Source organism: Saccharibacillus sp. O23 (assembly GCF_002205895.1).
Classification (GTDB): Bacteria; Bacillota; Bacilli; order Paenibacillales; family Paenibacillaceae; genus Saccharibacillus.
Window position 1 is genome coordinate 30682 of the sequence record NZ_NJDE01000001.1, and the last position, 23347, is coordinate 54028.

20 protein-coding genes and 6 tRNA genes are annotated in these 23347 nt (G+C 55.2%); 8 read left to right on the forward strand and 18 right to left on the reverse strand.

Translation table 11 applies throughout. From position 1 onward, the window contains the following. Window positions 1–43: 43 nt before the first annotated feature. Together uvrA and CDO73_RS00140 are read right to left on the reverse strand one after the other, a co-directional pair. Window positions 44–3898 (reverse strand): excinuclease ABC subunit UvrA, encoded by a 3855-nt coding sequence (uvrA, locus tag CDO73_RS00135; protein ID WP_143536038.1) that lies wholly within the window; start codon window positions 3896–3898, stop codon window positions 44–46. Window positions 3899–4168: 270 nt separating this feature from the next. After that, window positions 4169–4251 (reverse strand) — tRNA-Leu (locus CDO73_RS00140). Window positions 4252–4541: 290 nt separating this feature from the next. Here CDO73_RS00140 and CDO73_RS00145 point away from each other — a divergent pair. Continuing rightward, the gene (locus CDO73_RS00145) at window positions 4542–5195 is read left to right on the forward strand and encodes an urease accessory UreF family protein (RefSeq protein WP_088486464.1); all 654 of its coding nucleotides are present in this window, start codon (window positions 4542–4544) and stop codon (window positions 5193–5195) included. 61 nt (window positions 5196–5256) lie between these two features. Here the strand turns inward: CDO73_RS00145 and CDO73_RS00150 are convergent, their stop codons facing one another. Beyond that, window positions 5257–5640, reverse strand: coding sequence for a helix-turn-helix domain-containing protein (locus CDO73_RS00150; RefSeq protein WP_088486465.1), 384 nt, complete (start codon window positions 5638–5640; stop codon window positions 5257–5259). Between the two features lie 175 nt (window positions 5641–5815). Here CDO73_RS00150 and CDO73_RS00155 point away from each other — a divergent pair, with 175 nt between their 5' ends. Both CDO73_RS00155 and CDO73_RS00160 read left to right on the forward strand, forming a co-directional pair. Next, window positions 5816–6073 (forward strand): hypothetical protein, encoded by a 258-nt coding sequence (locus CDO73_RS00155; protein WP_088486466.1) that lies wholly within the window; start codon window positions 5816–5818, stop codon window positions 6071–6073. Between the two features lie 4 nt (window positions 6074–6077). After that, window positions 6078–6341 carry a hypothetical protein gene (locus CDO73_RS00160; RefSeq protein WP_088486467.1) on the forward strand — a complete coding sequence of 88 codons (264 nt, stop codon included), beginning with the start codon at window positions 6078–6080 and terminating at the stop codon, window positions 6339–6341. 20 nt (window positions 6342–6361) lie between these two features. Here CDO73_RS00160 and CDO73_RS00165 read toward each other — a convergent pair. The 6 genes from CDO73_RS00165 to CDO73_RS00195 form a co-directional block, all read right to left on the reverse strand. Then, a tRNA-Leu gene (locus tag CDO73_RS00165) sits at window positions 6362–6444 on the reverse strand. Window positions 6445–6506: 62 nt separating this feature from the next. Next, a tRNA-Lys gene (locus tag CDO73_RS00170) sits at window positions 6507–6582 on the reverse strand. A 3-nt stretch (window positions 6583–6585) separates the two neighbouring features. Beyond that, window positions 6586–6657: transfer RNA gene (locus CDO73_RS00175), tRNA-Glu, on the reverse strand. Between the two features lie 204 nt (window positions 6658–6861). Next, window positions 6862–6953, reverse strand: a tRNA-Ser gene (locus tag CDO73_RS00180). Between the two features lie 7 nt (window positions 6954–6960). After that, window positions 6961–7036: transfer RNA gene (locus CDO73_RS00185), tRNA-Asn, on the reverse strand. Between the two features lie 431 nt (window positions 7037–7467). Beyond that, window positions 7468–7938 carry a SprT family protein gene (locus CDO73_RS00195; protein ID WP_088486698.1) on the reverse strand — a complete coding sequence of 157 codons (471 nt, stop codon included), beginning with the start codon at window positions 7936–7938 and terminating at the stop codon, window positions 7468–7470. A 161-nt stretch (window positions 7939–8099) separates the two neighbouring features. Between CDO73_RS00195 and CDO73_RS00200 the strand changes: the two genes are divergently transcribed. Together CDO73_RS00200 and CDO73_RS00205 are read left to right on the forward strand one after the other, a co-directional pair. After that, window positions 8100–9599 carry a serine hydrolase domain-containing protein gene (locus CDO73_RS00200; RefSeq protein WP_088486469.1) on the forward strand — a complete coding sequence of 500 codons (1500 nt, stop codon included), beginning with the start codon at window positions 8100–8102 and terminating at the stop codon, window positions 9597–9599. A 153-nt stretch (window positions 9600–9752) separates the two neighbouring features. Then, entirely contained in the window at window positions 9753–10229 is a 477-nt protein-coding gene (locus CDO73_RS00205; protein WP_088486470.1) for a hypothetical protein, read from the forward strand. Between the two features lie 164 nt (window positions 10230–10393). On the opposite strand, the gene CDO73_RS00210 is transcribed toward CDO73_RS00205, so the two are convergent. The 8 genes from CDO73_RS00210 to CDO73_RS00245 form a co-directional block, all read right to left on the reverse strand. Further along, window positions 10394–12607 (reverse strand): Tex family protein, encoded by a 2214-nt coding sequence (locus tag CDO73_RS00210; RefSeq protein ID WP_373446872.1) that lies wholly within the window; start codon window positions 12605–12607, stop codon window positions 10394–10396. A gap of 160 nt (window positions 12608–12767) precedes the next feature. Further along, complete coding sequence (locus CDO73_RS00215) at window positions 12768–13727, reverse strand: TRM11 family SAM-dependent methyltransferase (RefSeq protein ID WP_088486471.1); 960 nt, start codon at window positions 13725–13727, stop codon at window positions 12768–12770. A gap of 164 nt (window positions 13728–13891) precedes the next feature. Then, the gene (gene sdaAA / locus CDO73_RS00220) at window positions 13892–14830 is read right to left on the reverse strand and encodes an L-serine ammonia-lyase, iron-sulfur-dependent, subunit alpha (RefSeq protein ID WP_088486472.1); all 939 of its coding nucleotides are present in this window, start codon (window positions 14828–14830) and stop codon (window positions 13892–13894) included. Next, a complete protein-coding gene (gene sdaAB, locus CDO73_RS00225) occupies window positions 14827–15516 on the reverse strand; it encodes an L-serine ammonia-lyase, iron-sulfur-dependent subunit beta (RefSeq protein WP_088486473.1) in 690 nt (229 codons plus the stop codon). Before sdaAB ends, sdaAA begins: the two co-directional genes overlap by 4 nt. A 327-nt stretch (window positions 15517–15843) precedes the next feature. Next, a complete protein-coding gene (locus CDO73_RS00230) occupies window positions 15844–16194 on the reverse strand; it encodes a type II toxin-antitoxin system PemK/MazF family toxin (protein ID WP_088486474.1) in 351 nt (116 codons plus the stop codon). A 3-nt stretch (window positions 16195–16197) separates the two neighbouring features. Next, window positions 16198–16479: a CopG family ribbon-helix-helix protein gene (locus CDO73_RS00235; RefSeq protein WP_018975910.1), complete on the reverse strand. Its 282-nt coding sequence runs from the start codon at window positions 16477–16479 to the stop codon at window positions 16198–16200. Between the two features lie 164 nt (window positions 16480–16643). Beyond that, the gene (gene alr / locus CDO73_RS00240; RefSeq protein ID WP_373446875.1) at window positions 16644–17852 is read right to left on the reverse strand and encodes an alanine racemase; all 1209 of its coding nucleotides are present in this window, start codon (window positions 17850–17852) and stop codon (window positions 16644–16646) included. A 222-nt stretch (window positions 17853–18074) separates the two neighbouring features. Further along, on the reverse strand, window positions 18075–18635 hold the full coding sequence (locus CDO73_RS00245; RefSeq protein ID WP_088486476.1) for a GbsR/MarR family transcriptional regulator: 561 nt from the start codon (window positions 18633–18635) through the stop codon (window positions 18075–18077). A 431-nt stretch (window positions 18636–19066) separates the two neighbouring features. On the opposite strand from CDO73_RS00245, the gene CDO73_RS00250 reads away from it, so the two are divergent. Genes CDO73_RS00250 through CDO73_RS00260 form a run of 3 tightly spaced genes read left to right on the forward strand, consistent with a single transcriptional unit; the run spans window position 19067 to window position 22051 of the window. Beyond that, window positions 19067–20287 carry a quaternary amine ABC transporter ATP-binding protein gene (locus CDO73_RS00250; protein ID WP_088486477.1) on the forward strand — a complete coding sequence of 407 codons (1221 nt, stop codon included), beginning with the start codon at window positions 19067–19069 and terminating at the stop codon, window positions 20285–20287. After that, entirely contained in the window at window positions 20262–21128 is an 867-nt protein-coding gene (locus CDO73_RS00255; RefSeq protein WP_306437495.1) for an ABC transporter permease, read from the forward strand. Before CDO73_RS00250 ends, CDO73_RS00255 begins: the two co-directional genes overlap by 26 nt. Then, a complete protein-coding gene (locus CDO73_RS00260) occupies window positions 21128–22051 on the forward strand; it encodes a glycine betaine ABC transporter substrate-binding protein (protein ID WP_088486478.1) in 924 nt (307 codons plus the stop codon). Before CDO73_RS00255 ends, CDO73_RS00260 begins: the two co-directional genes overlap by 1 nt. 542 nt (window positions 22052–22593) lie before the next feature. Here the strand turns inward: CDO73_RS00260 and CDO73_RS00265 are convergent. Continuing rightward, window positions 22594–23235, reverse strand: coding sequence for an NAD(P)-dependent oxidoreductase (locus tag CDO73_RS00265; protein ID WP_088486479.1), 642 nt, complete (start codon window positions 23233–23235; stop codon window positions 22594–22596). Between the last annotated feature and the right edge of the window lie 112 nt (window positions 23236–23347).

Sequence of the window (23347 nt, forward strand, 5' to 3'; positions counted from 1 at the left end):
GATTTTCCGGCTTCTTCGTGATGCGGTAGGTCGAAGCCAGCCTTTACAGATATACCCCCGATTCCATTTCTTGCTGCAAGAAACGACCGGTATGACTCTCTTCGCAGCTGCACACGTCCTCAGGCGTTCCTTCGATCACCACTTGACCTCCGCCGTCTCCGCCTTCGGGTCCCATATCGATGATCCAATCGGCCGATCGGATCACATCCATGTTATGTTCAACCAAAATGACCGTATTTCCGGCATCCACCAGACGATGAAGCAGATTCACCAATTTTTGAACATCGGAGAAATGCAGTCCCGTAGTCGGTTCGTCCAGAATATAAACCGTTCTTCCCGTATCCGCCCGGCTTAGTTCTTTGGCGAGTTTGATCCGCTGGGCTTCGCCGCCGCTGAGCGTCAGCGCGTTCTGCCCAAGCTTGATATAAGACAACCCGACTTCCTCGAGCACGCGCAAGACGCGTACGATATCCGGTTCCTCCGCGAATGCTTTCGACGCCTCGCCTACATCCATTTCCAGCACGTCGAATATCGAATACCCTTTGTATTTCATCTCGAGCGTTTTCGGATTATAGCGTTTGCCTTGGCAGTCGGCGCAGGTCACCCATACATCGGGCATGAAATGCATCTCGATCTTCTTTTTGCCGTGACCCTCGCAAGTTTCGCATCTGCCGCCTTTGGAATTAAAACTAAAGTGATTGATTTTATATCCGGCCGCCTTGGCTTCGGGCAAGTCCGCAAAACATTTGCGGATTTCGTCGAATACCTCGACATAAGTCGCGGGGTTCGAACGCGGCGTGCGCCCGATCGGTTTTTGGTCAATCGTAATGACTTTGTCGATCTGATCGATGCCTTCGAGGGTCGAGTGAGACTGCATCCCGGTCTGGCTTTTGCGTTCGATCGCAGCCGATAAAGCGGGAGAAAAAATGCGAGAGACAAGCGTACTTTTGCCCGAACCGCTTACGCCGGTCACGCAGGTCAATACGCCGACAGGCATCCCTACGTCAATCCCTTTCACATTGTGCATCCGGGCATTTCTGATCGTCAGCCATCCTGCCGGTTCGCGGCGGGAAGATAAACGAGGCGGCCGAACAGCCAGTCTGCCGCTCAAGTATTGTCCGGTTGCCGAAGTCGGATGATTCATAATCTCTTGAACCGTTCCCGACGCAATAACCTGACCGCCCAAAATGCCGGCTCCGGGCCCCATATCGATCATCCAATCGGCAGCACGCATGGTTGCGGCATCATGTTCGACGACCAACACGGTATTTCCCGCTTCTTTTAATTTCTGCAGGGTTCGAATCATCGCGGCATGATCCCTCGGATGCAGGCCGGTAGACGGTTCGTCCAACACATAACACATATTGATCAGTCCGCCGGTCAATTGCAAAGCCAGACGAATTCTTTGGCTTTCGCCTCCGGACAAGGTAGGCGCCGTCCGTTCCAAAGACAAATAATGCAGGCCAACCTCTAGCAGCGAACGCAGCCTGACATACAATTCGCGAAGCAGATCGCCGGAAATCTCCAGCTCCCTTGCGCTTAATCGATGCGGCAATCCGACGATCCAATCCTGCACCTCTTGGATCGTCATCCGAGAAACTTCCGGAAAACGAACATGCCCGACCGATACCGATCTTCCTTCCGGACACAGTTTTTCCCCTTTGCACAATGGACAAGGCTTCTCGCTCATAAACTCCAGCAGCTGCTGCCGGACATTCTCTGCTTGGGTTTCTCGGAAAAGACGGTTGATATGATGAACGATCCCGAACACCGGCCGGACGATTTCGCCGATTCTGCCCCGCTTCTCCATCTCATAAGCAAAACGAACCTGCTCTTCCCCCATTCCTTGAAAAGCCGCTTCTCTAAAGCGCTCGGGAAGCTTCTTCCAAGGCAATTCCAAATCAATATGCCAAGCCTCCGCCAAAGCGATAATTTCGCTTTTCATCCAGTTTCCCGAACGTTTGTACTGCCGTAAGGTTCCATACCAAGGCGAAGCCCCGTCCAACAAAGAGAGGTCGGGGTCGGCGATGACCTTGTCTGCGTCCACGTTCAATTTGACTCCTAGACCGTTACATTCCGGGCACATTCCGCTCGGATTGTTGGAACTGAAAACTTGCGGCGTCAATTCGGGAAACACAAGATCGCAGTAAGGACAAATAGGACGGGCGCATAAAAAGAACGACTTCTTTTCATCCAAAGTCACCAACACGACGCCTTTTCCGAAATCAAGCGCCGTTTCGACGTCCGCTGCCAAACGATCCGCTTCTTGCGGAGAAGCGTTTCGGGACAGCCGCGAGATCACAAGTTCAAAAGAGGACTTCGCTTGGACAAGTCTTGAAAGGCTTTCCTTGTCCTTCCAATCGATAGGTTCGCCTCGATACAGAATACGGTGAAGTCCGCGGTCGGAAGCCTTTTTACGTAAGGCCTGCATCGCTTTTTCGTTTGTCGGCGATAGCTGGGCGGATAGCCGGATTTCGGTTTCTCCGCGTATCGATTTTAAGGTCTCTACCATTTGATTGGGCGTTATGACTTCAAGCTTGCGCCGACACTCCGGGCAGCGAGAAGTCCCGACGCGCGAAAAGAGCAGCCGCAGATAGTCGAAAATATCCGTCAGACTTCCGACCGTGGATCTTGGATTGGACCCTATCGTTTTTTGCTCGATGGCAACGGTAGGACTTAATCCCGAGATCTGCTCGACATTCGGCTTCTCCATCGGAACGGTCGTGGATCTGCCGAAATGCTCCAAATATCTGCGCTGCCCTTCTGCATGGATGATGTCGAAAGCTAAAGTCGATTTCCCGCTGCCGCTTACTCCCGTGATTACGACAAATTTGGCATGCGGAATCGTAACGGTTACATTTTTTAAATTGTGCTGCTTTGCGCCTTTCACCCGAATATGCTCCGTATTCGTCTCGGCAGGCGCAGACGACGCAAAAAAACGATCCGTTATCGATTTATTCTCTATCGGGTGCGAACTCGCAGATAACGGTTGTTCATGCTTATTCCGTTTCATCAACAGGTCGCTTGCCGAACCTATAGGACTGTACGCCGTTTCTTTACCCTCTTCGCCTTTTCCTATTAGACGCATCTTGGAGCGTACGGTTAGGCTGTAAGGCAGTTCTTCATACTCGGCTTGCATTTCTTCAAAATTCCGATCTACACGGGAAGTCAGCTCGGCAATCCGATCCAACAAAGTTTGATCGTCGCGCGTGAGCTTTTTTTCGTCTTTGGCGATCAATTCTCCGAAGAAGTCCCACGGCAGCAACTCGATTTTGTTCAAGGCGTCCAAGTCGTGCAGCAGACTGCCGCGGATCATGCGCATGCCGCGAAACTTTTTATATCCGAATTCGTTCGCTTTAAGAAGGCCGCTTCTTGTCGCCTTCCAAGCTCGGCCTGCTGTGATAAACTGTTCATTTCCGCGAATATCCAGAGGATCGAGGTCATAAAGCTCGTTGAACTCCAGATATTCGTCGCTTACGGAAGGATCCGCGAACACCCAACGCGATTGCTCGGCATTCCAGTACTCGGCGATCCATCGATCTTCATTCATGGTTTCGGGGCTATAGCGGGAATAACCTACACGCATTCTGGCCGGAATATGACGGCTGCGCAGCATCGAGACCAATAATAGAGCGTAGTGCCGGTAAGTTGCGGACAAGCGTTCTGCCGGTTTGCGCGGTATCGAAAGAGGCGCCTTATCCATGTTGTTGATTCGCTCGAGCATTTCCTTGACAGTCCGATAATGGGCTTCCGCTTTATGCTGCTGCGATAAGCGGATATCGTAGATTTCTTCTTCTTCGTTCGGATTGATCAATACTCCCTGAATGACTCGGAGCATATCGGCAGGATCGGGACCGACGTCTTCTAGCAACGTGCGATATTCTTTCGGGTCTGACATAGGGCTATGCTCTGAATAATAGGCGAGCGAATGCTCATTCAACAGTATAATCCTCCCCTTAAGTATCCGGTTTGTGATCTTAAGACGCTTTATTAGTGAATTAATTCACATTAAACGAGCGACTTAGGCGTTTCCGCAACATGAATATACCATATGAAAAGGCCCAAAAGTCAAAACAGGCCGCAAACTTGTCAATCTGTCAAGGTATTTGAAAATTCTATTAAAAAAGCCGGAAAATCCCGATATCAGGATCTTCCGGCTTCTTCGTTATGCGGTAGAGAGGACTCGAACCTCCACGGGTATACACCCACTACCCCCTCAAGATAGCGTGTCTGCCATTCCACCACTACCGCATGTCCAAAGAATGAGTCAACTTCTATATCTTACTTCGTTCCAAGCATGCAGTCAACCTCTTTTTTCAACAGCAATTCTAATGAGTATTTTGTGTTACTTTATATAACATAATTCGAACGTAAAATTCAATGAATCCTATGTATTTTCGATTTTTCTTGACTAAGTTCTATGTATAGTGTAATAATTTATGTCATAAATCCTACGAAAACCTTTTTAACCGAAAGAAATACCACAAACCTAACATAAAAGTTCCAAAAAATATATCGATCCTTTAAGGAGGCGCAGCATTATGCACAGCGGACAAAAGCTGCTCAGCTACATGACTCTGCTGGAATCGGCAACCCCGTCCCCGGTCGGCTGCATCAAAGAAGACTTGAACGGCAAAAAGCTCGGCTGCATCGAAGCGTTCGAGGAAGTCATGCAAGCTTACATTCATCCGCGTCTGGCTCATATCGAAGGACGCGCGATCGAAGACCTCTATGCCGCGTTGGCGCAGGGCGATCTTCCAAGCGTATTTCGTATCGATCGCAGCCTCCGGACCCGGACCTGCCCGAACGATATCGATACGGAGATGCGGCGCTCGGGCCGCAAACTGCTGAAGCTCTCGAAATCGCTGTATCCGTGGATGAACTTCGCGCCTCTCGCGGAAGCGATCCAATCGGAAACCGCGTTCGGTTGCCCGGCTACCTTCTATGCTTGGATCAATTTCCATCTGGAGATCGAACGTTCCGAAGCCGCGGCCGCTTATCTGTATCATCACGCGACGCTGTACGTCGAGCATTGCTCGCGGCTGCTCGAACTCGACGACGTCAGCCGCCGCAAATTGCTGATGCGGATGATCGACGACATCTCGCTTCGTTGGTCGCTTGTTCGAACGGCAGATGCGCCTGCTTCCCCGGAATACGACAGTTTATACGACGCGCCTATCCAAAAAACGCTCTGAAGCCGAGGCTTCGGAGCGTTTTTCCGTGCCGAGCGCGATCCGCATGATCGTCTTCGCGCCGTTATGTATCCGAATTTTCCGAGCCGTTCTGTCCGCTTCGGCGCCGACGATAGGCCGCAAACTCTTTGTATTCGCGGATAAAAGCTTTCTCTTGTTCCGTCAAATGATCGTCTTGGCAATCCGATTGCCCCGCACCGTCAAAAAAATAACGGTCTCCCGTTTCTTTGACCCCTTCCGGATGCCATTCTTTCCCCGTCATCAACCAATCCAGACTCACCGAAAAAAAGGCCGCGATCTCGATCAACTTATGCGTGCTGGGCGTCGACTTGCCTCTGCGCCAATCTCCCAAGTTGCCGGCGCTGATGCTTAGACGTTCGCCGAAAGCTTTTTTGGTCATGCCGCTGCTTTTGATAAGCTGCTCGATGCGCTCGTAGATCGACTGCAAAATGCCATCCTCCTCAACCCGTCATTCTTGCTCAACCTTAATTACGTATTTGCGCAGCAAACGATTGAACATTTACGTATTTGCGTATATAATTGGTTTTATGGTAAATGATCCCTCATTCGCCCTTAATCGATTATAATTCATCCGTTTGCGTGTGAACAGGAGGAGCGTTACGTTGCATAGAAAAAAAGCGATCACCCCGTTCGGCTGGGAAATCAAACGGCGCCTGGCGGAACTCGAGATGGACCAGAAAACGTTCTGCGAGCTGCACGACATTCCGCCCTCGCGCTTGTCCAATCTGATCAACGGCAGCCGCAAAGCCGCACGCTACCGCAAGCAAGTCTCCGAACTGCTCGGGCTGTCTTCCGAGAATCATCCCGGCTCCGTTCAATCCCGCTACCAGGATTCGGAAGCCGTAGGCGCAAGGAGGTAATCGAATGTCCGAATCGCCGCTGTCGTCTGCCCGCTCGAGCCGTCTTGGCGATTGGCTCAGCGCATGCGCCCATTGCGAACGCATACGTCTGGCGGATGGCTGGCGTCGCCCCGAGCCGGGCGAATGCGAAGACGCCACCTTGACGCACGACATCTGTCCGGATTGCATTCGGCAGCTGTACCCGAAGTATGCACGGATCGCCAACCGGCTTCAAAAAAGCGAAGAAGCTCGGCGATTCGTGCAGCAACAAAAAACGCAGGCTCCGTAAGGAGTCTGCGTTTGCTTGTATGCGGTAGAGAGGACTCGAACCTCCACGGGTATACACCCACTACCCCCTCAAGATAGCGTGTCTGCCATTCCACCACTACCGCATATTCAAAGGATCCACTTCGTGAATCTTCATCGCCATTTCCGTCTGAGGATAAAAAGGAAATGGTGAGCCATGAAGGACTCGAACCTTCGACACCCTGATTAAAAGTCAGGTGCTCTACCAACTGAGCTAATGGCTCATATGACCCGTAGGGGATTCGAACCCCTGTTACCTCCGTGAAAGGGAGGTGTCTTAACCCCTTGACCAACGGGCCTTATCTTCTCGGCGACAACTTCACTCGCTCAAGCACAAGTAAGAGTATAGCAAATATCTTTGGTATATTGCAAGCCTTTTTTTAAAATTAATTTTATTTTTTATAGAAGCATGAATTTCCGGCTTTTTTCGCAAAAAAAAGAAGAACCTTCTCAGGTCCTTCTTCTCGTCGAGCTATGTAAATGAATGAAGTTCGAAACGAAAATGGCGGAGAGAGAGGGATTCGAACCCTCGCACCGCTAACGCAGTCTAACCCCTTAGCAGAGGGTCCCCTTATAGCCACTTGGGTATCTCTCCATAAAAATGGCTCCCCGAACAGGACTCGAACCTGTGACAACTCGATTAACAGTCGAGTGCTCTACCAACTGAGCTATCAGGGAACATTGGTTATCGTTTCAACAAGATATAATTTATCATGCGAGGACTTTTTCGTCAACCCCTCTTCCCGTCTTTTTTCGAAAAATATCTTTTTCCGCCGAAAAACAAAAGGAACCTCGATCACCTCCGGTGAAATCAGGGTTCCTGTATACGTCCTGTTTGTGTTTGATTCGACCGATCGTTTCTTGTTTGGTCTTGGTGGTGCGCGTTCTCATGTCCGCCGAAGCGAACGGGCTTCTCAGCGCGGAAACGTCCGTCTTGCCTTCCCGAATCCGTTTCTCGCGCAGCTTCTTGGCTGCCGACTTGGCCATGCTCGAGTCCTCCTTATCGAAACTTCGCGAAGCTTCGACCGATTAAGTTAGGCTTCCTTCGCGGATCGCCTTTTCTTATTATAACGCATTTCTCCGGCCGAAAAACGAAAGTTTCGTCATCTTCAGCTCTCCGGCTTCAATTCCGCCAGCCGCAGCTTCCCGGCGCAGCGGCCGCAGCGGTAACGCGAAGCGTCGACCCGGCGTTTGCGTTTGTATTCCATCCCGCAGGCGGAACAGGTCAGCTTGTAGCGGAAAGGAAGCGTTCGTTTGGCTTGATCGGGCAGCGCTTGGCAGTAACGGCTTCCGCCTACCTTGGCGAGCAGCCGTTTGAAATCGGCATCGCGATGGCGGTAGCCTTGCCCGGCGATATGCAGATGGTAATGGCACAGTTCGTGTTTGATAATGCCTTCGACCTCTTCCGGCCCGTGTTCGCGGAGCTGGCGGGGATTGATCTCGATATGGTGCGAACGCAGCGCGTAACGCCCGCCCGTCGACCGTAATCTGCCGTTAAAAAAAGCCCGATGCCGAAACGGAATGCCGAAATGTTCGAGCGACACGCGTTCGATCCATTCTTGAAGTTCTTCGTCGGTCATGTAGCGTTCGCTTTGCATGCTTGTTCTCCTTTTTCTTATAGCCGACAATAAAGTCGTTCTATTGAATTGTAACTTGAACTTGGACTACACTGTCAAGGAAAGGTTATGCGCAAGCGGAGTCTTTCGATATCCTTTATTCCATTTCCGGAGGTACATACTTGATGAATACCCACACCCTTCCCCGCCGTCGGCCCGAAGAAGCCGGCGTCGATCCTCAAGGCATCGTCGATTTCCTCGACGCCGTCGCTCGTGAGAAATTCGATCTGCGCAGCTTCATGATGCTTCGGCGCGGCGAAGTCGTCGCCGAAGGCTGGTGGTCGCCGCACGCGCCGGAAGACCGTCATGCCATGTATTCGGTCAGCAAGAGTTTCACGTCCACGGCCGTCGGGATCGCCGTCTCCGAAGGACTGCTGAGCGTCGAAGACAAGGTCGCCGATCTGCTGCCTCATCTCATGCCTGCCGAGCCGCATCCCAACCTGCTGAAGATGACGGTACACGATCTGCTCACCATGGGTACCGGCCAGAAGGTCGATCCGCTCGAAAAAGCGCGTACGGAGCCCGATGCCGATTGGGCGAAAATCTTTTTGGCCGCCGACGTCGAAAACGTTCCCGGAAGCGTGTTCGCTTACAGCAGCGGAGCGACCTACATGTTGTCGGTCATTCTCCAGACGTTGACCGGACAAAAGGTCGTCGATTATCTGGAGCCCCGCTTGTTCGGCCCGCTCGGCATCGAGCGCAAGACTTGGCAGGTCAGCCCGCAAGGGTTTACGACCGGAGGTTGGGGACTTAAGCTGGCCAGCGAAGACCTCGCCAAGTTCGGACAGCTGTATCTGCAAAAAGGCATGTGGAACGGCCAGCGTCTGGTCACTGAACATTGGGTCGAACTGGCGTCGTCGAAACGTATCGAAAACGGAGACAACCAAGGCGGCGATTGGTCGCGCGGTTACGGCTACCAGTTCTGGGTGTGCCGTCACGGCGCTTACCGCGCCGACGGCGCGTTCGGCCAGTTCTGCGTGGTCCTGCCGGAGCAGGAAGCCGTCGTGGTCTTGACGTCCGCGATCTCCCGGACGCAGGAACTGCTGGAAGAGGTCTGGGCGCATCTGCTGCCGGCGATGCAGGACGCCCCGCTGGCGCCGAGCGCAGCCGGCGAAGAGGCCGCTAAGCGGCTGAAGGCGCTGGAACACGCGCCGCTGCCGAAGGGCGCGGCGCCGGCGGACGAATCTTGGTCCGGCCGGACGTATCGGCTGGACGGCGAACTTGCGGTCGGCCTGAAGCTGACGGCCGCCAGATTTACCGCAGACGAGGACGGTTCGCTCCTCGTCGAGCTTCACGGCCGCGCGGACAAGACGCCGCAGGGGCCTGCGACCTTCGAGATCGCGCTGCGCTGCGGCGCGGGCGCATGGCGCAAGAACGAGCCGTCGGCGTTGTCCGGCGAAGGCGTGTTCGCGCCGGATAACGGCGTGGTTTACGCTTCCTACGGCCGCGGCGAAGACGGTTCGCTGCGCATCGCGACCCGTTCTGCGGCAGAACCCGACCTGCTCAATCTGACGGCCGCTTTCGACGGCGACCGGATCGAATTGGTCGAACTCGGCAGCGCCGAGCTGCATCTCAAAGAATCGCGGATCGGCGGACAAGCGGAATCGGCGGTCAAAGGCGACTGATCTCACTGATCTCGCCGACGACCGAAATCTTTTCCGGACTGTTTCGAACTTTTGCCGGATCGCAGTCGTCCTTACTTGTAGAGGATATGCGGAGAGTCTGCGGCTTCGCTCGCGGAAATCCGCGATTCGATCTCGAACGAAAGGACAATAGCTATGCACAAAACGATCCGCAATAAGATCTTCGGAGGGATACTCGCGCTGTTATGCGTAACCCTGTTGGCGGTCGGCACGAATTCTTGGTTCGACAACGCCCCCAATAACGCCGCGCTGCCGTCTTCGCCTCAGTCTCCTCCGCAAACGGCTATTTTGGCTAAAGAATGGGCGGAAGGCTGGAAAACGCGCGACGGTTCGCTTCGTACCGCCGTTATGAGCCAAAAGATGCTGACGGCTTTCCGCGAAGCGCAGTCCAATGACACGGGCGATCCGGATAACACGGTTATTCGCGGGTCAAGCCCTTGGGTAGCCGCTTATTCGATTCAACCGGACGGGCATGGAATGCGAATCAACTATACCTACGCCGATTCGAGAGGCGATCGTTATTCCAGCTCGGAACGGTTGTTGTTCTCTTCGGAGAACGGCAAGACGGTCGTCTCCGACTGCGTGACGCTTCAAGATCTGAAGAAGTCGTAAGACTTCCGCTGCGTACTGAAAAGTCGAAAGACATTCGAAAAACAAACGTTTTTTGGATTCTAAAGAAAAATCCCCGAAGCTGCGGCGCTTCGGGGATTTTTTCGCATTTGCTTTTCCTTTTTCGATCGATCGGGAGCCGAATCCGATTCGGACGATTCCCGACCTTAACCCTGTTCGACCGGACCGCGCATGGTCAATCCGACGCGGCCTTTTTTCTGATCCACGTTCAGCACCCAGACCGTCACGGTATCGCCGACGGATACGACGTCCATCGGATGCTTTACGAAGTTCTTGCTGAGCTGCGAGATATGCACCAGACCGTCGCTTTTGATGCCGATATCGACGAATGCGCCGAAATCGATCACGTTGCGTACGGTTCCTTGCAGTTCCATGCCCGGCTGCAAATCTTCGATCTTCAGCACGTCGGTACGGAAGATCGGAGCCGGCAGTTCTTCGCGCGGGTCGCGGCCCGGACGCAGCAGACTTTCGATGATGTCTTTGAGCGTCGGCAGACCGACTTCCAGCTTGTCGGCCAGCGCCTGAACGTCCGCGCTTTCCAGCGCTTCGCGCATCTTCACGGTGCCGAGATCGGCGGACGTCACGCGCAGTTCTTTGAACAAACGGTCTACGACTTTATACGATTCCGGGTGGATCGGCGTGCGATCGAGCGGATTCTCGCCTTCGATACGCAGGAAGCCCGCGCATTGTTCCAGCGTTTTCGCGCCGAGACGCGGCACTTTCTTGAGTTCCGCGCGGCTGCCGAACGAACCGTTCTCGTCGCGGTATTTGACGATATTGCGCGCGGTCGTCTGGTTGATGCCCGCGACGTAAGCAAGCAGCGAAGGCGAAGCCGTATTGACGTCAACGCCGACATGGTTAACGGCAGACTCGACGACCGCCTTGAGCTGGCCTTCGAGCTGCTTCTGCGACACGTCGTGCTGGTATTGGCCGACGCCGATCGCTTTCGGATCGATCTTGACCAATTCGGCCAGCGGGTCCTGTACCCGGCGGGCGATCGAAGCGGCGCTGCGCTCCGCGGCGTCCAGATCCGGGAACTCTTCTTGAGCCGTCTTCGAAGCCGAATAGACGCTGGCTCCGGCTTCGTTAACGATCAGATAAGCGAGCTTGCGGCGGCCCGCATGGCCCGCGATCCAATCGGCGACGAACTGCTCGGTCTCGCGCGAAGCGGTGCCGTTGCCGATCACGATCAGCTCCAGATCGTATTTCTCGACCAGTTCGCTGAATTTCTCGGAAGCTTCGCGAACTTGGCTGCGCGGCGGCGTCGGATAGGTGACCGCGACTTCCAACAATTTGCCCGTCTCGTCGAGCGCCGCCAATTTGCAGCCGGTCCGGAACGCCGGATCGACGCCCAAGACGCGTTTGCCGCGTACCGGAGGCTGAAGCAGCAGGCTGCGAAGATTGCCCGCGAAGATCGAGATCGCCTGCGCATCGCCTTTTTCGGTCAGTTCGCCGCGTACTTCGCGTTCGATCGACGGAGCGATCAGGCGCTTATACGCGTCTTCGATCGCTTTCTCCAGCAGCGGATGGACCGGCGACGATCCTTTGACGATCTGTCTGGAGATATAACGCAGCATCGGAGCGGCGTCCGTCTCCAGCGAGACTTTCAGCACGTTCTCGCGTTCGCCGCGGTTGATCGCCAGAATCCGGTGCGGCGGCATTTTCTTCGCCAGTTCGCGGTAATTATAGTACATTTCGTACACGGATTCCGCCGCCGCGTCTTTCGCTTCGGTGACCAGAATCGCTTGATCGATCGTATACGTGCGCACCCAAGTCCGGATCTTGGCATCGTCGGCGATCTGCTCGGCCACGATATCCAGCGCGCCTTGCAGCGCTTCTTCCGCCGAAGCCACGCCCTTGTCTTCGGAGACGTAGCGCGCGGCTTCTTTGTCGATGTCCGCGCGTCCCGGCTGGCTCATCAACCACTCCGCCAGCGGTTCCAGCCCTTTTTCTTTGGCGACGCTGGCGCGCGTTTTGCGTTTCTGGCGGAACGGACGGTACAAATCTTCGACCTGCTGAAGCTTGGAAGCTTCCAGAATCGAACGTTTCAACTCTTCCGTCAATTTGCCCTGATCGTCGATGATGCGCAGCACTTCCTGCTTGCGAACATGCAGTCCGCGCGCGTACTGCACGCTTTCTTCGATATCTCTCAACTGGTTCTCGTCCAGTTCTCCGGTCATTTCTTTGCGATAACGCGCGATAAACGGTACGGTATTGCCTTCGTCGAGCAGCGACACCGCCGCTTTCACCTGCTTGGCCGCAATTCCGAGCGTATCCGCCGTACGGCGGAACATGGTCTCGCGTTCGGCAGCCGTCATCTCGGACGATCCGCTACCGGCATTCAGTTCCAGATCCGACACAAAATCTCCCTCTCTCTGCTGCTTGTTTCCCGGACCGCGTAAGCGGACCGGCTATTCGTTCGCGGCGGGCATGCGCGCCGCGAAAAACGGTGTTCTTATTATGACAGACGAACGTTCTTTTTCGCAAACCGAAATGTCGAACCTGATCCGTATCCGCCGTTCATTCGATCGCGGCAGGACGAACGCACAGCCAGACGTAGCGCGCGAAATTCCCTTTGCGCACTACGCAGCGTTCCGCGGCCTTCATCCCTGCTTCAGCGAGTTCGGCTTCGATATCTTCGGTCGCCACGATCACGCAGCGCCCCGCCAATCGCTCTGCCGCGCTCAGCATCTCCAGCCGTTCGCCCACCGTCAGCACCGAACACAGATTATACGGCAGATCGAGCACCAGCGCATCGTAACGCCCTTCGAGCTTACGCATATCGGCGACGACCACGTCTCCGGGCAGGCCGAAGAACGCCAGATTTTCTCTGGCCCCGATCGCCGCCAGCGGATTCAGATCGAAACCGTCCATACGGATGCCCATCGACTTGGCTTCGATCAATACCGTGCCGATTCCGCAGCACGGATCGACCGCATGCACGTTTTCCGGTTTCGGCACGGCGATATTGGCGATCGCCCGTGCCGTGCGCGTCCCGAGCGCCGTCGAATAATGACGCGGCTTATCGTTATGCCGCAGCCAGACGGACTCGCTCTCGGTATAATCGCCGAGCAGCCATTCGCCGTCGACATAAGCGAGACCGTAGAGGCATTCCGGCCGCTTCATCTCCGCTTTTCCGCGAAATCGCGCGCCGACCAGACGCTCGATCCGCCGCCGCTCGGCGTAATCCGCTTCTCCGTCCGCTTCGATATAACGCAGCTTGAACGTCCGGCCGTTCAATTCGAGCGAAGCGGCGGCTTCCGCGATCTCTTCCAGACTCGCCGCCCGGCGTTCGACGCTTAGCCGCCCGTGCGCGAACGGACTGCGCGACGGATCGATCGCGCGCGTCGAACGCACGTATCGCTCTCCGACCGGTGCATCCAGCAGGACGCACAGCTCCAATTCGCATAACGGACGTTCGTCTTCATGACAGGCATACGGATAAATATACACCGGATGCGCTTCGCGTTCTTTTTCCATATTGGGCTCCTTATGCACCGAAGACCTTCGTCGGCCGCAAAAAAGCGAAGCGTCCGGCCGTTCTTAACGCCGTAGTCCGCTCCGCTTATTCTGCCGCGCCAGATCCCGATTCTTTCAAATTTCCGAACGAAACCTTCATCCTGCACGAAATCCGGAAGCGCCCTCTACTCGGCCGTCTTAACCGTTTCTTCCGCGGAAGGTTCTTCAATTTCCGGCTGCAAAGGTTTGCGCCCTTTCATCAGCCCTTCGGTCAACTTGCGTCCCGTCGGCGTCTGCGCCAGACCGCCTTGCCCCGTCTCGCGGTGTCCGCTCGGCATCGCCGCGCCTACTTCCAACATGACGCTCACGACTTCGTCCGACGGAATGGCGCTGCGAACTCCCGCCAGTCCCATATCGGCCGCCGCGAGCGCGTTGACCGCGCCCAGCCCGTTGCGCACGATGCAAGGAATCTCGACGAGTCCCGCTACCGGATCGCAGATCAGGCCGAGCGTGTTCTTGAGCGCGAGTCCGACCGCGTGCATCGCTTGTTCCGCGCTGCCTCCGCGAAGTTCGACCAGCGCGCCGGCCGCCATGCCGATCGCCGAACCGACTTCGGCTTGGCATCCGCCTTCGGCGCCGGAGATGAACGAGTTGTTCGCGATCACGTAACCGATCGCGCCGGCCGCGAACAACCCGTTGACCATATGTTCGTCGCTCCAGCCGAAACGTTCCTGCGAGCTGACGAACACGCCGGGAATGATGCCGCACGAACCGGCCGTCGGCGTCGCGATGATCCGTCCCATGGAAGCATTGACCTCCGATACGGCCAAGGCGTACGCCATCGCCCGCGAAGAAGGATCGCCGGAAGACGGCGTGCCGTTCTCGACGAGATCGAGCACTTTCACCGCGTCGCCGCCGCTGAGCCCGCTGCGCGACGTGGTCGGCTCGGTCAGACCGCGGCGTACCGCTTCTTTCATTTTCTCGTAATAGTCGGCCATCTGCGCGATAATGTCTTCGCGCGGCACGCCCGTTTCCGCCGCTTGATCTTCGATCATGACTTCGGCCAGACTTTTGCCTTCCTCCATGCTGAGGTTAGCCAGTTCTTTCAGTGTCCGGAATCTCATTCGCTGTCCGCCTCCCTGCTGTTCAAGTCGATCACGGTCACTTCTTTGACTTCTTCGATCCGCCGCAGTTTCTCCAGCAGTTCGGCGCTCGGTACCGTATCGAGTTCCATGACCGTCATCGCTTCGGCGCTGCGCCCTTTGCGGTCCACGCCCATATATCCGATATTGGTGCCGCTCCCGCCCAGCACGCCCGTCAGCGACGCGATCACGCCCGGCCGGTCATGATGCAGAACGACGATCGTCGGATACTCGCCGCTGCACCGGATATCGAATCCGTTCATCTCGTGAATGACGACATTCCCGCCGCCGATCGAAGCGCCGACGACCTGCGCTTTACGGCCGTCGGCAGTCGTCAATTCGAGCTTGGCGGTATTCGGGTGAGGCGCGAGTCCTACCCCTTTGACGAACGTAATCTCGATGCCTCTGCGCTGCGCCTCTTCGAGAGCGTCGGCTACCCGCGCGTCGTCCGTCGCATAGCCGAGCAGGCCGCCCGCCAACGCCAGATCCGTTCCGTGTCCCCAATACGTGTCGGCGAACGATCCGTACAAAGCGATCTTCACGCCGGCCGGCTGTTCGCCGAGCAGTTGTCTGGCGATCAGACCGATCCGTACCGCTCCCGCCGTATGTGAGCTAGAAGGACCGACCATGGAAGGTCCTATAATGGAAAACACATTTTTAAAACGCATCTGCAAGCTCTCCTCGCTTCTTCAATAATCAATCGCCGATTCCGTGAATCCAACGTTTTCCTGTCTATTTCAAGCTTCACAGGCTATTTTACACCGGTTCTCGGCTTCCGTCGACTCGTTTGCATTACTTCGATAACGCAAGAAAGTCTATTCGTCAGCTCTATGTCAGGTTAATTGCTTAATCGCACGCAAAAAACGAAAAAGGAGCCGCCGCGCGAATCTTCGCACAGTCGTGCTCCTTTTTCGTTTGTCGCGAGATTTCAGCCCGGCTTGCAGGCACAGCTTCCCGCTTGAACGCCGCTTGCGCGGCGCCGACTTAGCTCCGGATCAAAAATCGACCAAGCTCAGGCTGATCTGAAGCGATTCGTCCACCCGCTTCATCGTCTCTTCGCCGAGTCTCGTGATCCGGTCGGTCAGGCGCTGCTTGTCGATCGTTCGAATCTGTTCGAGCAACACGACGGAATCGCGATCGAATCCGTGCGTCTTGGCATCGATCTCCACGTGGGTCGGCAGCTTTGCTTTTTGAATTTGGGCGGTAATCGCCGCGACGATGACCGTAGGGCTGAAGCGGTTGCCGATATCGTTCTGGATAACCAGAACCGGACGCACCCCGCCCTGCTCGGACCCTACCACCGGCGATAGGTCCGCAAAAAATACGTCACCGCGTTTAACGATCAATAGTTACACCCCGCTTACTAAGCGAACCAGAGTGATGTCTGCGTCTTCCTCCGCATGAAAAGCTTCACAAGCCATCGACAAATTGATGTGGGCCATCTCCATGTATCCCTGCTGCATCGACTCGCGGATATACCGCTTCTTCCGGTCGACCAGATACTGTCTCATTGCCAGCCTGATCAGTTCGCTGCGATTGGAATTTTCCAAAGCTGCAATCCCATCCACTTCTTGCAGAAGATGATCGGGCAAGCTGATCATCACTCTCTTGGTGCTTTGCAAGTTCGCCACCGTTCGTCCACCCCCATGAGCTTATACCCCTCAACGGTTCCAGTTACGGGTCTGCCGTTTTATCGGGAACTGTTGAAAAAGCGTATATACGATGCGTATATCACCTATGCTGCCACCCATTATAGCTTACAATCCGCCATCCGTACAGCCTATTTCTTCACAGTTTATTCGGACAGAGCTTGGGAGACCTCTTTTTGTGCCTGCAAAAGGGGGTTGGATTCCGCAATAATCGCGCCTCGGCGCATATAAATGCGCGGAACCCGGTGAGCGAGCATGCATACCACTTCGTAATGGATGGTTCCCAGTTTGTCGGCAATCTCGTCCGCGGGGATCACCTCGCCGGACTGGCTGCCGAGCAGGACAACCTCCTCGCCTTCTTGGATATCTTCCGCGTCCGCGAAAGATTGGAGCGACACCATACACTGGTCCATGCAGATCGTTCCGGTCACCGGAACCCGGCGCCCTCGGATCAGCACTTCCGCTTTGCCCCCGAGCATTCGCGAATAGCCGTCGGCGTAGCCGATCGGCAGCGTCGCGATCCGCTCGCCCGCTTCCGCCGTATAGAGCGATCCGTAACTGATGCCCATCGGACGGTCGAGCGTTTTCACGAAGACCGCGCGGGTCTTGAGCGTCAAGACAGGTTTGAGCTTCACGACGGCATGATTGACTTCGCAGGAAGAATAAAGGCCGTATAACGAAATTCCGATTCGAACCATCTTGGGAGACAACCCCGGTGTGTCGATCGCGGCGGCACTGTTGCCGGTATGTATCAACGGGATGTTGATGCCTTCCTGGGCAAGCGCGTCGGTCGTGCCGTGAAATGCCTTGTATTGGTCCAGCGTATAGGTTTTGTCGGTTTCATCCGCTCTGGCAAAATGCGTGAAAATGCCTTCGACTTCGATCGTATCCACTTCGAGCGCCCGTTTGACGAAAGCCGTCGCTTTGGGTCCGGCCATCTGTCCGAGACGCCCCATGCCGCTGTCCACTTTGATATGGACCTTGAGACGGCGTCCGGACGGCGAACGGCCCATCAAGCGAGCCGCGTCGAGCACTTCGTCGCTGAACAGCGCGATGGTGACGTCATGGTCGCGCGCGAGCGCAAGGCCTTCCGGCGGCGTGTAACCCAACACGAGAATCGGCAGGTTAACGCCCGCTTGGCGAAGCTCCAACGCTTCGTCCAAGAACGCGACGCTCAGATAATCCGCGCCCAACCGTTCCAGCTCGCGGCTGACTTCCACCGCTCCGTGCCCGTAGGCGTTCGCTTTGACGCAGGCTAACAACAGGGTCGAAGAATCAAGATGCATACGAAAAGCCTCGTAGTTGGCGCGGAGCGCATCCAGATCCACGACGGCTTGAGTAGGACGATACTGCATGGGCAAAACAGCCACCTTTGAACGTAAATTTTAGTAATTCCAGCGTAAGCTCGAAGAGCGGGGCTGTCAATGCTAGCAGACCGGTCCACAAGGCCGAAGAATCTCGCGCGAAATAAAGACCAGAGACGAAATCCGCCTACCTCAAAAGATTACCCGCACCGGCTTTTTTAGACACGCGCTTTAAAGCGGAATTGTACCGGGCGGGCATTTTTGCGAACCGATTCAGTTTTCTCTGGGCACCAAGTCGAAAATCTCTCCGTCTTCCATGACGTCGATCAGCCGGTCGAGCCAGCGGTAATACTTCTCCGCGTGACGGATTTTGTCCAGATCTTTCTTCAGCACTTCCGAGGTAAACTCTCCCGTCTCCGGTTGTTCGAGCAGTCTTTCGATCTCTTTGATCGCGCGGCGCATCACTTGCAGGTTGCTTTCGACCGCTTTTCTCCATTCGTTGGCGAAATAATCGGTGAACGTCTGGTACCAGTCGTATTCGACTTCGTAGAGATCTTTTCTGGACCCTTTTTCCCAGACCTTATTGACCATTTTCAGATCGAGCAGCGTTCGGACGCCGGTACTCATGCTGGTCTTGCTCATCTGCATCTCGCGTCCCATCTCGTCGAGGGTCATCGGTTTATCGGCAAAAAAAAGCAGCCCGTAAAGATGGCCCGTCGATAAAGTCACGCCGTATAGTTCCATGTTCCTTCCCACGACTTCGATCACGCGTTTGCGAATGCGTTGAACCGTCTCGTGTTCTTCTTCGCTCCATGGCTTCTGGTCCAAGCTCATGCCTGAAACCTCCTTAGATTTCGTACTATTTATACGTTCGAATCGATTGAATATTCTGTTCGTCGGCGCCTGATGCACCTGCTCTTGCGCGCCGCGGCGCGCTGAGCGCACGATTTGTCATTTTTTATTCTAGGAGAAGGTTCGTCAATTGTAAAGTTTTCAAAAAGCGAGCATTTAGGCGTAATTTCGAGCATTCTCGATCATAACTTTGTACAGTTTTTTCTGTACGAACTTAACGTACGGATATGAAGGTTGAAAAGAAAATAGTGTATTGTTACAATTTAGGACGTTGGGATTACGCAGCTCGCTTGGTTCGGAAAGCCCGGCTTTTTATCCGGCCGCCGCTTTCCTCCTGCATGAAGCCGCGGCGTTTCTACTATATATAAAGAATCGCCGCAATCTTTTTCGAATATATAAAAGGGGTGAACGAAATGCCGATACTCAGCATTCGCAACGTAAGCAAATTGTTCGGACCTAATGCCGCTCAGGGCGTTAAGCTTCTGGAGCAAGGCTACAACAAACAGAAACTCGCCAAAGAGAAACAAATCACCGTCGGCGTCAACCAGGTGAACATGGATATCGAGCAGGGCGAAATCTTCGTCATCATGGGATTGTCGGGAAGCGGCAAGTCCACGCTCGTCCGCATGTTCAACCGGTTGATCGAACCGACCGCCGGACAGATCCTCATCCATGACAAAGACATCATGAAGATGAACGCCGAGCAGCTGCGCGAAGTGCGCCGCAAAACGATCAGCATGGTGTTCCAGAAATTCGCGTTGTTCCCGCACCGCAGCGTGATCCATAACGTCGAATACGGGCTGGAGATTCAGAAAGTCGAAAAGTCCAAGCGGCACGAAAAAGCGAAACAATCGCTGGAACTGGTCGGCCTCAAAGGCTGGGAAGACAAAATGCCGGACGAACTCAGCGGCGGCATGCAGCAGCGCGTCGGTCTCGCTCGGGCGCTGGCCAACGATCCCGAAGTGCTGCTGATGGACGAAGCGTTCAGCGCGCTCGATCCGCTGATTCGCCGCGATATGCAGGACGAACTGCTCGATCTGCAGGAGAAAATGAAAAAAACGATCATCTTCATCACGCACGATTTGGATGAAGCGCTTCGCATCGGCGACCGCATCGCCCTGATGAGAGACGGCGAAGTGGTGCAGATCGGCACGCCGGAAGAAATCCTGATCCAACCGGCCAACGGCTACGTGCAGCGCTTCGTCGAAGACGTGGATCTGTCGAAAGTACTCACCGCTTCCCATGTCATGCGCCGTCCCGAGACGATTACGCCGGACCGCGGTCCGCGCGTCGCGCTGGAACTGATGCGCGAACGCGGCGTCTCGAACTTGTTCGTGATCGACCGAAGCAAACGTCTGCTCGGCGCGATCACGGCCGAAGACGCTTCGCGCGCCGCCAAAGAAAAATTGTCGATTCAAGATATTCTGATTCCGGAATGTCCGACTTCGCCGCCGGATAAATTGATCGGCGACATGTTCGAACAAAGCAGCACCTCGCCTCTGCCGATCTCGGTAGTGGACGCGGACAACCGTTTGATGGGCGTCGTCGTTCGCGGCAGCCTGCTCGGCGCGATGGCCGGAGAAGTCGAAAACGAAGGAGGTCGGATCCATGCTGAACAAACTCATATCGGCTGAGATGCCTAAACTGCCGATCGCCGATTGGGTGGATACGGCCGTCGACTGGATGGGCATCCATCTGGAAGGCTTGTTCGACGGAATCGCGACGGGCGTGGAAGGCATCGTCAACTTCTTCACCGACATCTTCATGGCGCCGCATCCGATTCTGTTTATCGTGATTCTTGCCGCGATCGCTTATCTGGCCGGCAAATGGAAACTCTCGCTGTTCACCGTGCTCGGCTTCCTGTTGATCTGGAATCTGGGGTATTGGGAAGCGACCATGAACACACTGGCGCTGGTCTTGACCTCCGGCTTGATCTCGATCATCGTCGGGATTCCGATCGGCATCCTGTGCGCCAAAAACCGCACGGCCGCAAGCATTATCACGCCGCTGCTCGACTTTATGCAGACGATGCCGGCGTTCGTGTATCTGCTGCCGGCCGTCACGTTCTTCAGTCTCGGGGTCGTGCCTGGCGTCATCGCTTCGATCATCTTCGCGATCCCGCCGACCATCCGTCTTACGACGCTCGGGATCAAGCAGGTCTCCGGCGAACTGGTCGAAGCCGCCGACGCGTTCGGTTCGACCGGCGCGCAGAAACTGTTCAAAGTTCAGCTTCCTCTGGCTCTGCCGACGATTCTGGCCGGCGTCAACCAGACGATCATGCTGTCGCTGTCGATGGTCGTCATCGCTTCGATGATCGGCGCGCAGGGCATCGGGGTCGAAGTGTACCGCGCCGTAACCAAGCTGCATATCGGCGAAGGCTTCGAAGCCGGTCTCGCCGTCGTCGTACTCGCGATCGTACTCGACCGTCTGTCGCAAAATATCTTCAAACCTAATCGGAAAAGGGGAAATGCGTAATGAACAAGTTTACTTTCGGAACGAAGAAATGGCTCGGAATGACCAGTCTCGCCGCGGTGCTCGTACTCGGCGCCTGCTCCTCGAACGGAGGCGGCTCTTCGAGCGCGTCGGGTTCGGATTCTTCGCTCGGCGACCAAGTCTCCCATAAGATCACGGGCATCGATCCCGGCGCGGGCATCATGACCGCCGCGCAAAAAGCGATCGACGATTACGGTCTTGACGATTGGACGCTGCTGGAAAGCTCCGGCTCGGCCATGACGGCCACGCTGGATAAAGCGATCCGCAAAAAAGAACCGATCATCGTGACCGGCTGGACGCCGCACTGGATGTTCGCGAAATACGATCTGAAGTATCTGGAGGATCCGAAAAAATCGTTCGGCGAAGCGGAAGAGATTCATACGATCGCCCGCACGGGTCTCAAAGCCGACAAGCCGGAAGCTTATCAGTTCCTCGACAACTTCGCTTGGAACGAAGACGAGATGGGCGAGATGATGATCGCCATCCAAGACGGAACCGATCCGGCCGAAGCGGCCGCCGATTTCGCCGAAGCGCATCCGGACCGGATCACGGAATGGACCAAAGGCATCTCGCCGGTCAGCGGAGACAGCATCACGCTGGCTCTGGTGAACTGGGATTCGGAAGTCGCCAGCACCAATCTGGCGAAGTACGTGCTGGAAGAGAAACTCGGCTACGACGTCAAGCTGCTCGAAGTCGAAGCCGGCCCGATGTGGCTGGGCGTCGCGCAAGGCGATGCCGACGCGAGTCTCGCCGCGTGGCTGCCTCTGACCCACGCCGACTACTGGGCGAAATATCAAGACAAAGTCGAAGACCTCGGCGCCAACATGACCGGCGTGAAAACGGGTCTGGTGGTTCCGGCTTATGTCGAAGCTTCGTCGATCGAGGATTTGGTGGACGGGAAGTAAGAATGGAAGCGATCCTTTCGTGGGATCGCTTTTTTGTTGGGCAATTCCTGTTCGTGGGGGAAGGCCTGGGGCGGCTCCGTGAGGGGGTTCGTAGCGTAGGCTTCCGATGTGACTTTCTCCGAAAGTCTTGAGGTCGCTTGTTGAAACCAGGAAATTTTGATTAGATCAAAATGTAATTTCCCGGTTTCAAAGGCGAACTAAGCTTACGCTTCCGAAGTGACTTTCTCCGAAAGTCTGTAGCTCCTACACTGAACCCCCTCACTCCGCCTAACGGCCTTACTCAACAAAGCGAATTGTCCAACAAAAAGGACGCGATCTCACTCAGATCGCGTCCTTTCTTTTTTTATATTTTTATAAAAGAAGGCCGAATGCCTTCAACAGCCGCTAAGCGAAAGAGAAAACTCAGTGAAGGAATGGAATGTTCGCCTTTGTAATCGGGAAGCCTCCTTGCAAATCCTAATCATAGCTTCCCGATTACAACACGCGACCGGAACGAGTTTTCTCTGGAGCTTCCCCCGGCTGTTAACGCTCCAAGCAAGGTGTTAGGCCTTCTCCCCCACCACGCTAAAGCGTTCGTTCACGTGTTCGGCGTTCTCGATCTCGTCCACGATCGCGATGGCATAGTCGGGGTAGCTGATATAGCTGTCGCCTGCGGCGTTCACGGTCAGCACGTCGCCTGCGGCTTGGTAGCTGCCGGTTCTGGCGCCTTCGGCGTCGAAGAAAGCGGCCGGGCTGACGAACGTCCATTTCAAGCCTTCGGACGCTTGCAGGTCCAACAGGTTCTGTCCTTGATTGGAAGCGGTCGGCTTATACAGGTCCGGGAAATCCGGAGTATCGACCAGACGAGTGGTCTTGGCGTCGTCGACGTAGAGGCTGCCTGCGCCGCCGACGACGATCAAACGGGATTCCGGAGCGCCTTTGAACGCTTCGATCAATTTGCGGCCCGCTTCGACGTGACCGGATTCTTGGCCGGGAGGCATGCTGATCGCGTTGACCACGGCATCGAAACCTTGAACGTCTTCGGAAGTCAGGCTCAGCACGTCTTTTTCGACGACGGCTACGCCTTCTTCGTTGAATTTGGACGCGCTGCGCACGAACGCCGTCACTTCATGTCCGCGGGACTTCGCTTCCTGCACGATCAGATTGCCTGCTTTGCCGGTTGCGCCGATAACTGCGATTTTCATAGATAAAACCTCCATTGATATTAGATTCGAGCGGGATTCGATCTCGCCCGTTCATTTGTAACTATTATAGTTACAATAAGATTGCTTTGTCAACTCTCTTTTTTATTCAAAA

What these genes read in the sequence shown, in the direction of transcription:
- uvrA (WP_143536038.1), bottom strand. Translation starts at nt 3,898, where the DNA reads ATGTCAGACCCGAAAGAATATCGCACGTTGCTAGAAGACGTCGGTCCC.
- CDO73_RS00145 (WP_088486464.1), top strand. Translation starts at nt 4,542, where the DNA reads ATGCACAGCGGACAAAAGCTGCTCAGCTACATGACTCTGCTGGAATCG.
- CDO73_RS00160 (WP_088486467.1), top strand. Translation starts at nt 6,078, where the DNA reads ATGTCCGAATCGCCGCTGTCGTCTGCCCGCTCGAGCCGTCTTGGCGAT.
- CDO73_RS00195 (WP_088486698.1), bottom strand. Translation starts at nt 7,938, where the DNA reads ATGACCGACGAAGAACTTCAAGAATGGATCGAACGCGTGTCGCTCGAA.
- CDO73_RS00200 (WP_088486469.1), top strand. Translation starts at nt 8,100, where the DNA reads ATGAATACCCACACCCTTCCCCGCCGTCGGCCCGAAGAAGCCGGCGTC.
- CDO73_RS00205 (WP_088486470.1), top strand. Translation starts at nt 9,753, where the DNA reads ATGCACAAAACGATCCGCAATAAGATCTTCGGAGGGATACTCGCGCTG.
- CDO73_RS00215 (WP_088486471.1), bottom strand. Translation starts at nt 13,727, where the DNA reads ATGGAAAAAGAACGCGAAGCGCATCCGGTGTATATTTATCCGTATGCC.
- sdaAA (WP_088486472.1), bottom strand. Translation starts at nt 14,830, where the DNA reads ATGAGATTCCGGACACTGAAAGAACTGGCTAACCTCAGCATGGAGGAA.
- sdaAB (WP_088486473.1), bottom strand. Translation starts at nt 15,516, where the DNA reads ATGCGTTTTAAAAATGTGTTTTCCATTATAGGACCTTCCATGGTCGGT.
- alr (WP_373446875.1), bottom strand. Translation starts at nt 17,852, where the DNA reads ATGCAGTATCGTCCTACTCAAGCCGTCGTGGATCTGGATGCGCTCCGC.
- CDO73_RS00245 (WP_088486476.1), bottom strand. Translation starts at nt 18,635, where the DNA reads ATGAGCTTGGACCAGAAGCCATGGAGCGAAGAAGAACACGAGACGGTT.
- CDO73_RS00250 (WP_088486477.1), top strand. Translation starts at nt 19,067, where the DNA reads ATGCCGATACTCAGCATTCGCAACGTAAGCAAATTGTTCGGACCTAAT.
- CDO73_RS00255 (WP_306437495.1), top strand. Translation starts at nt 20,262, where the DNA reads ATGCTGAACAAACTCATATCGGCTGAGATGCCTAAACTGCCGATCGCC.
- CDO73_RS00260 (WP_088486478.1), top strand. Translation starts at nt 21,128, where the DNA reads ATGAACAAGTTTACTTTCGGAACGAAGAAATGGCTCGGAATGACCAGT.
- CDO73_RS00265 (WP_088486479.1), bottom strand. Translation starts at nt 23,235, where the DNA reads ATGAAAATCGCAGTTATCGGCGCAACCGGCAAAGCAGGCAATCTGATC.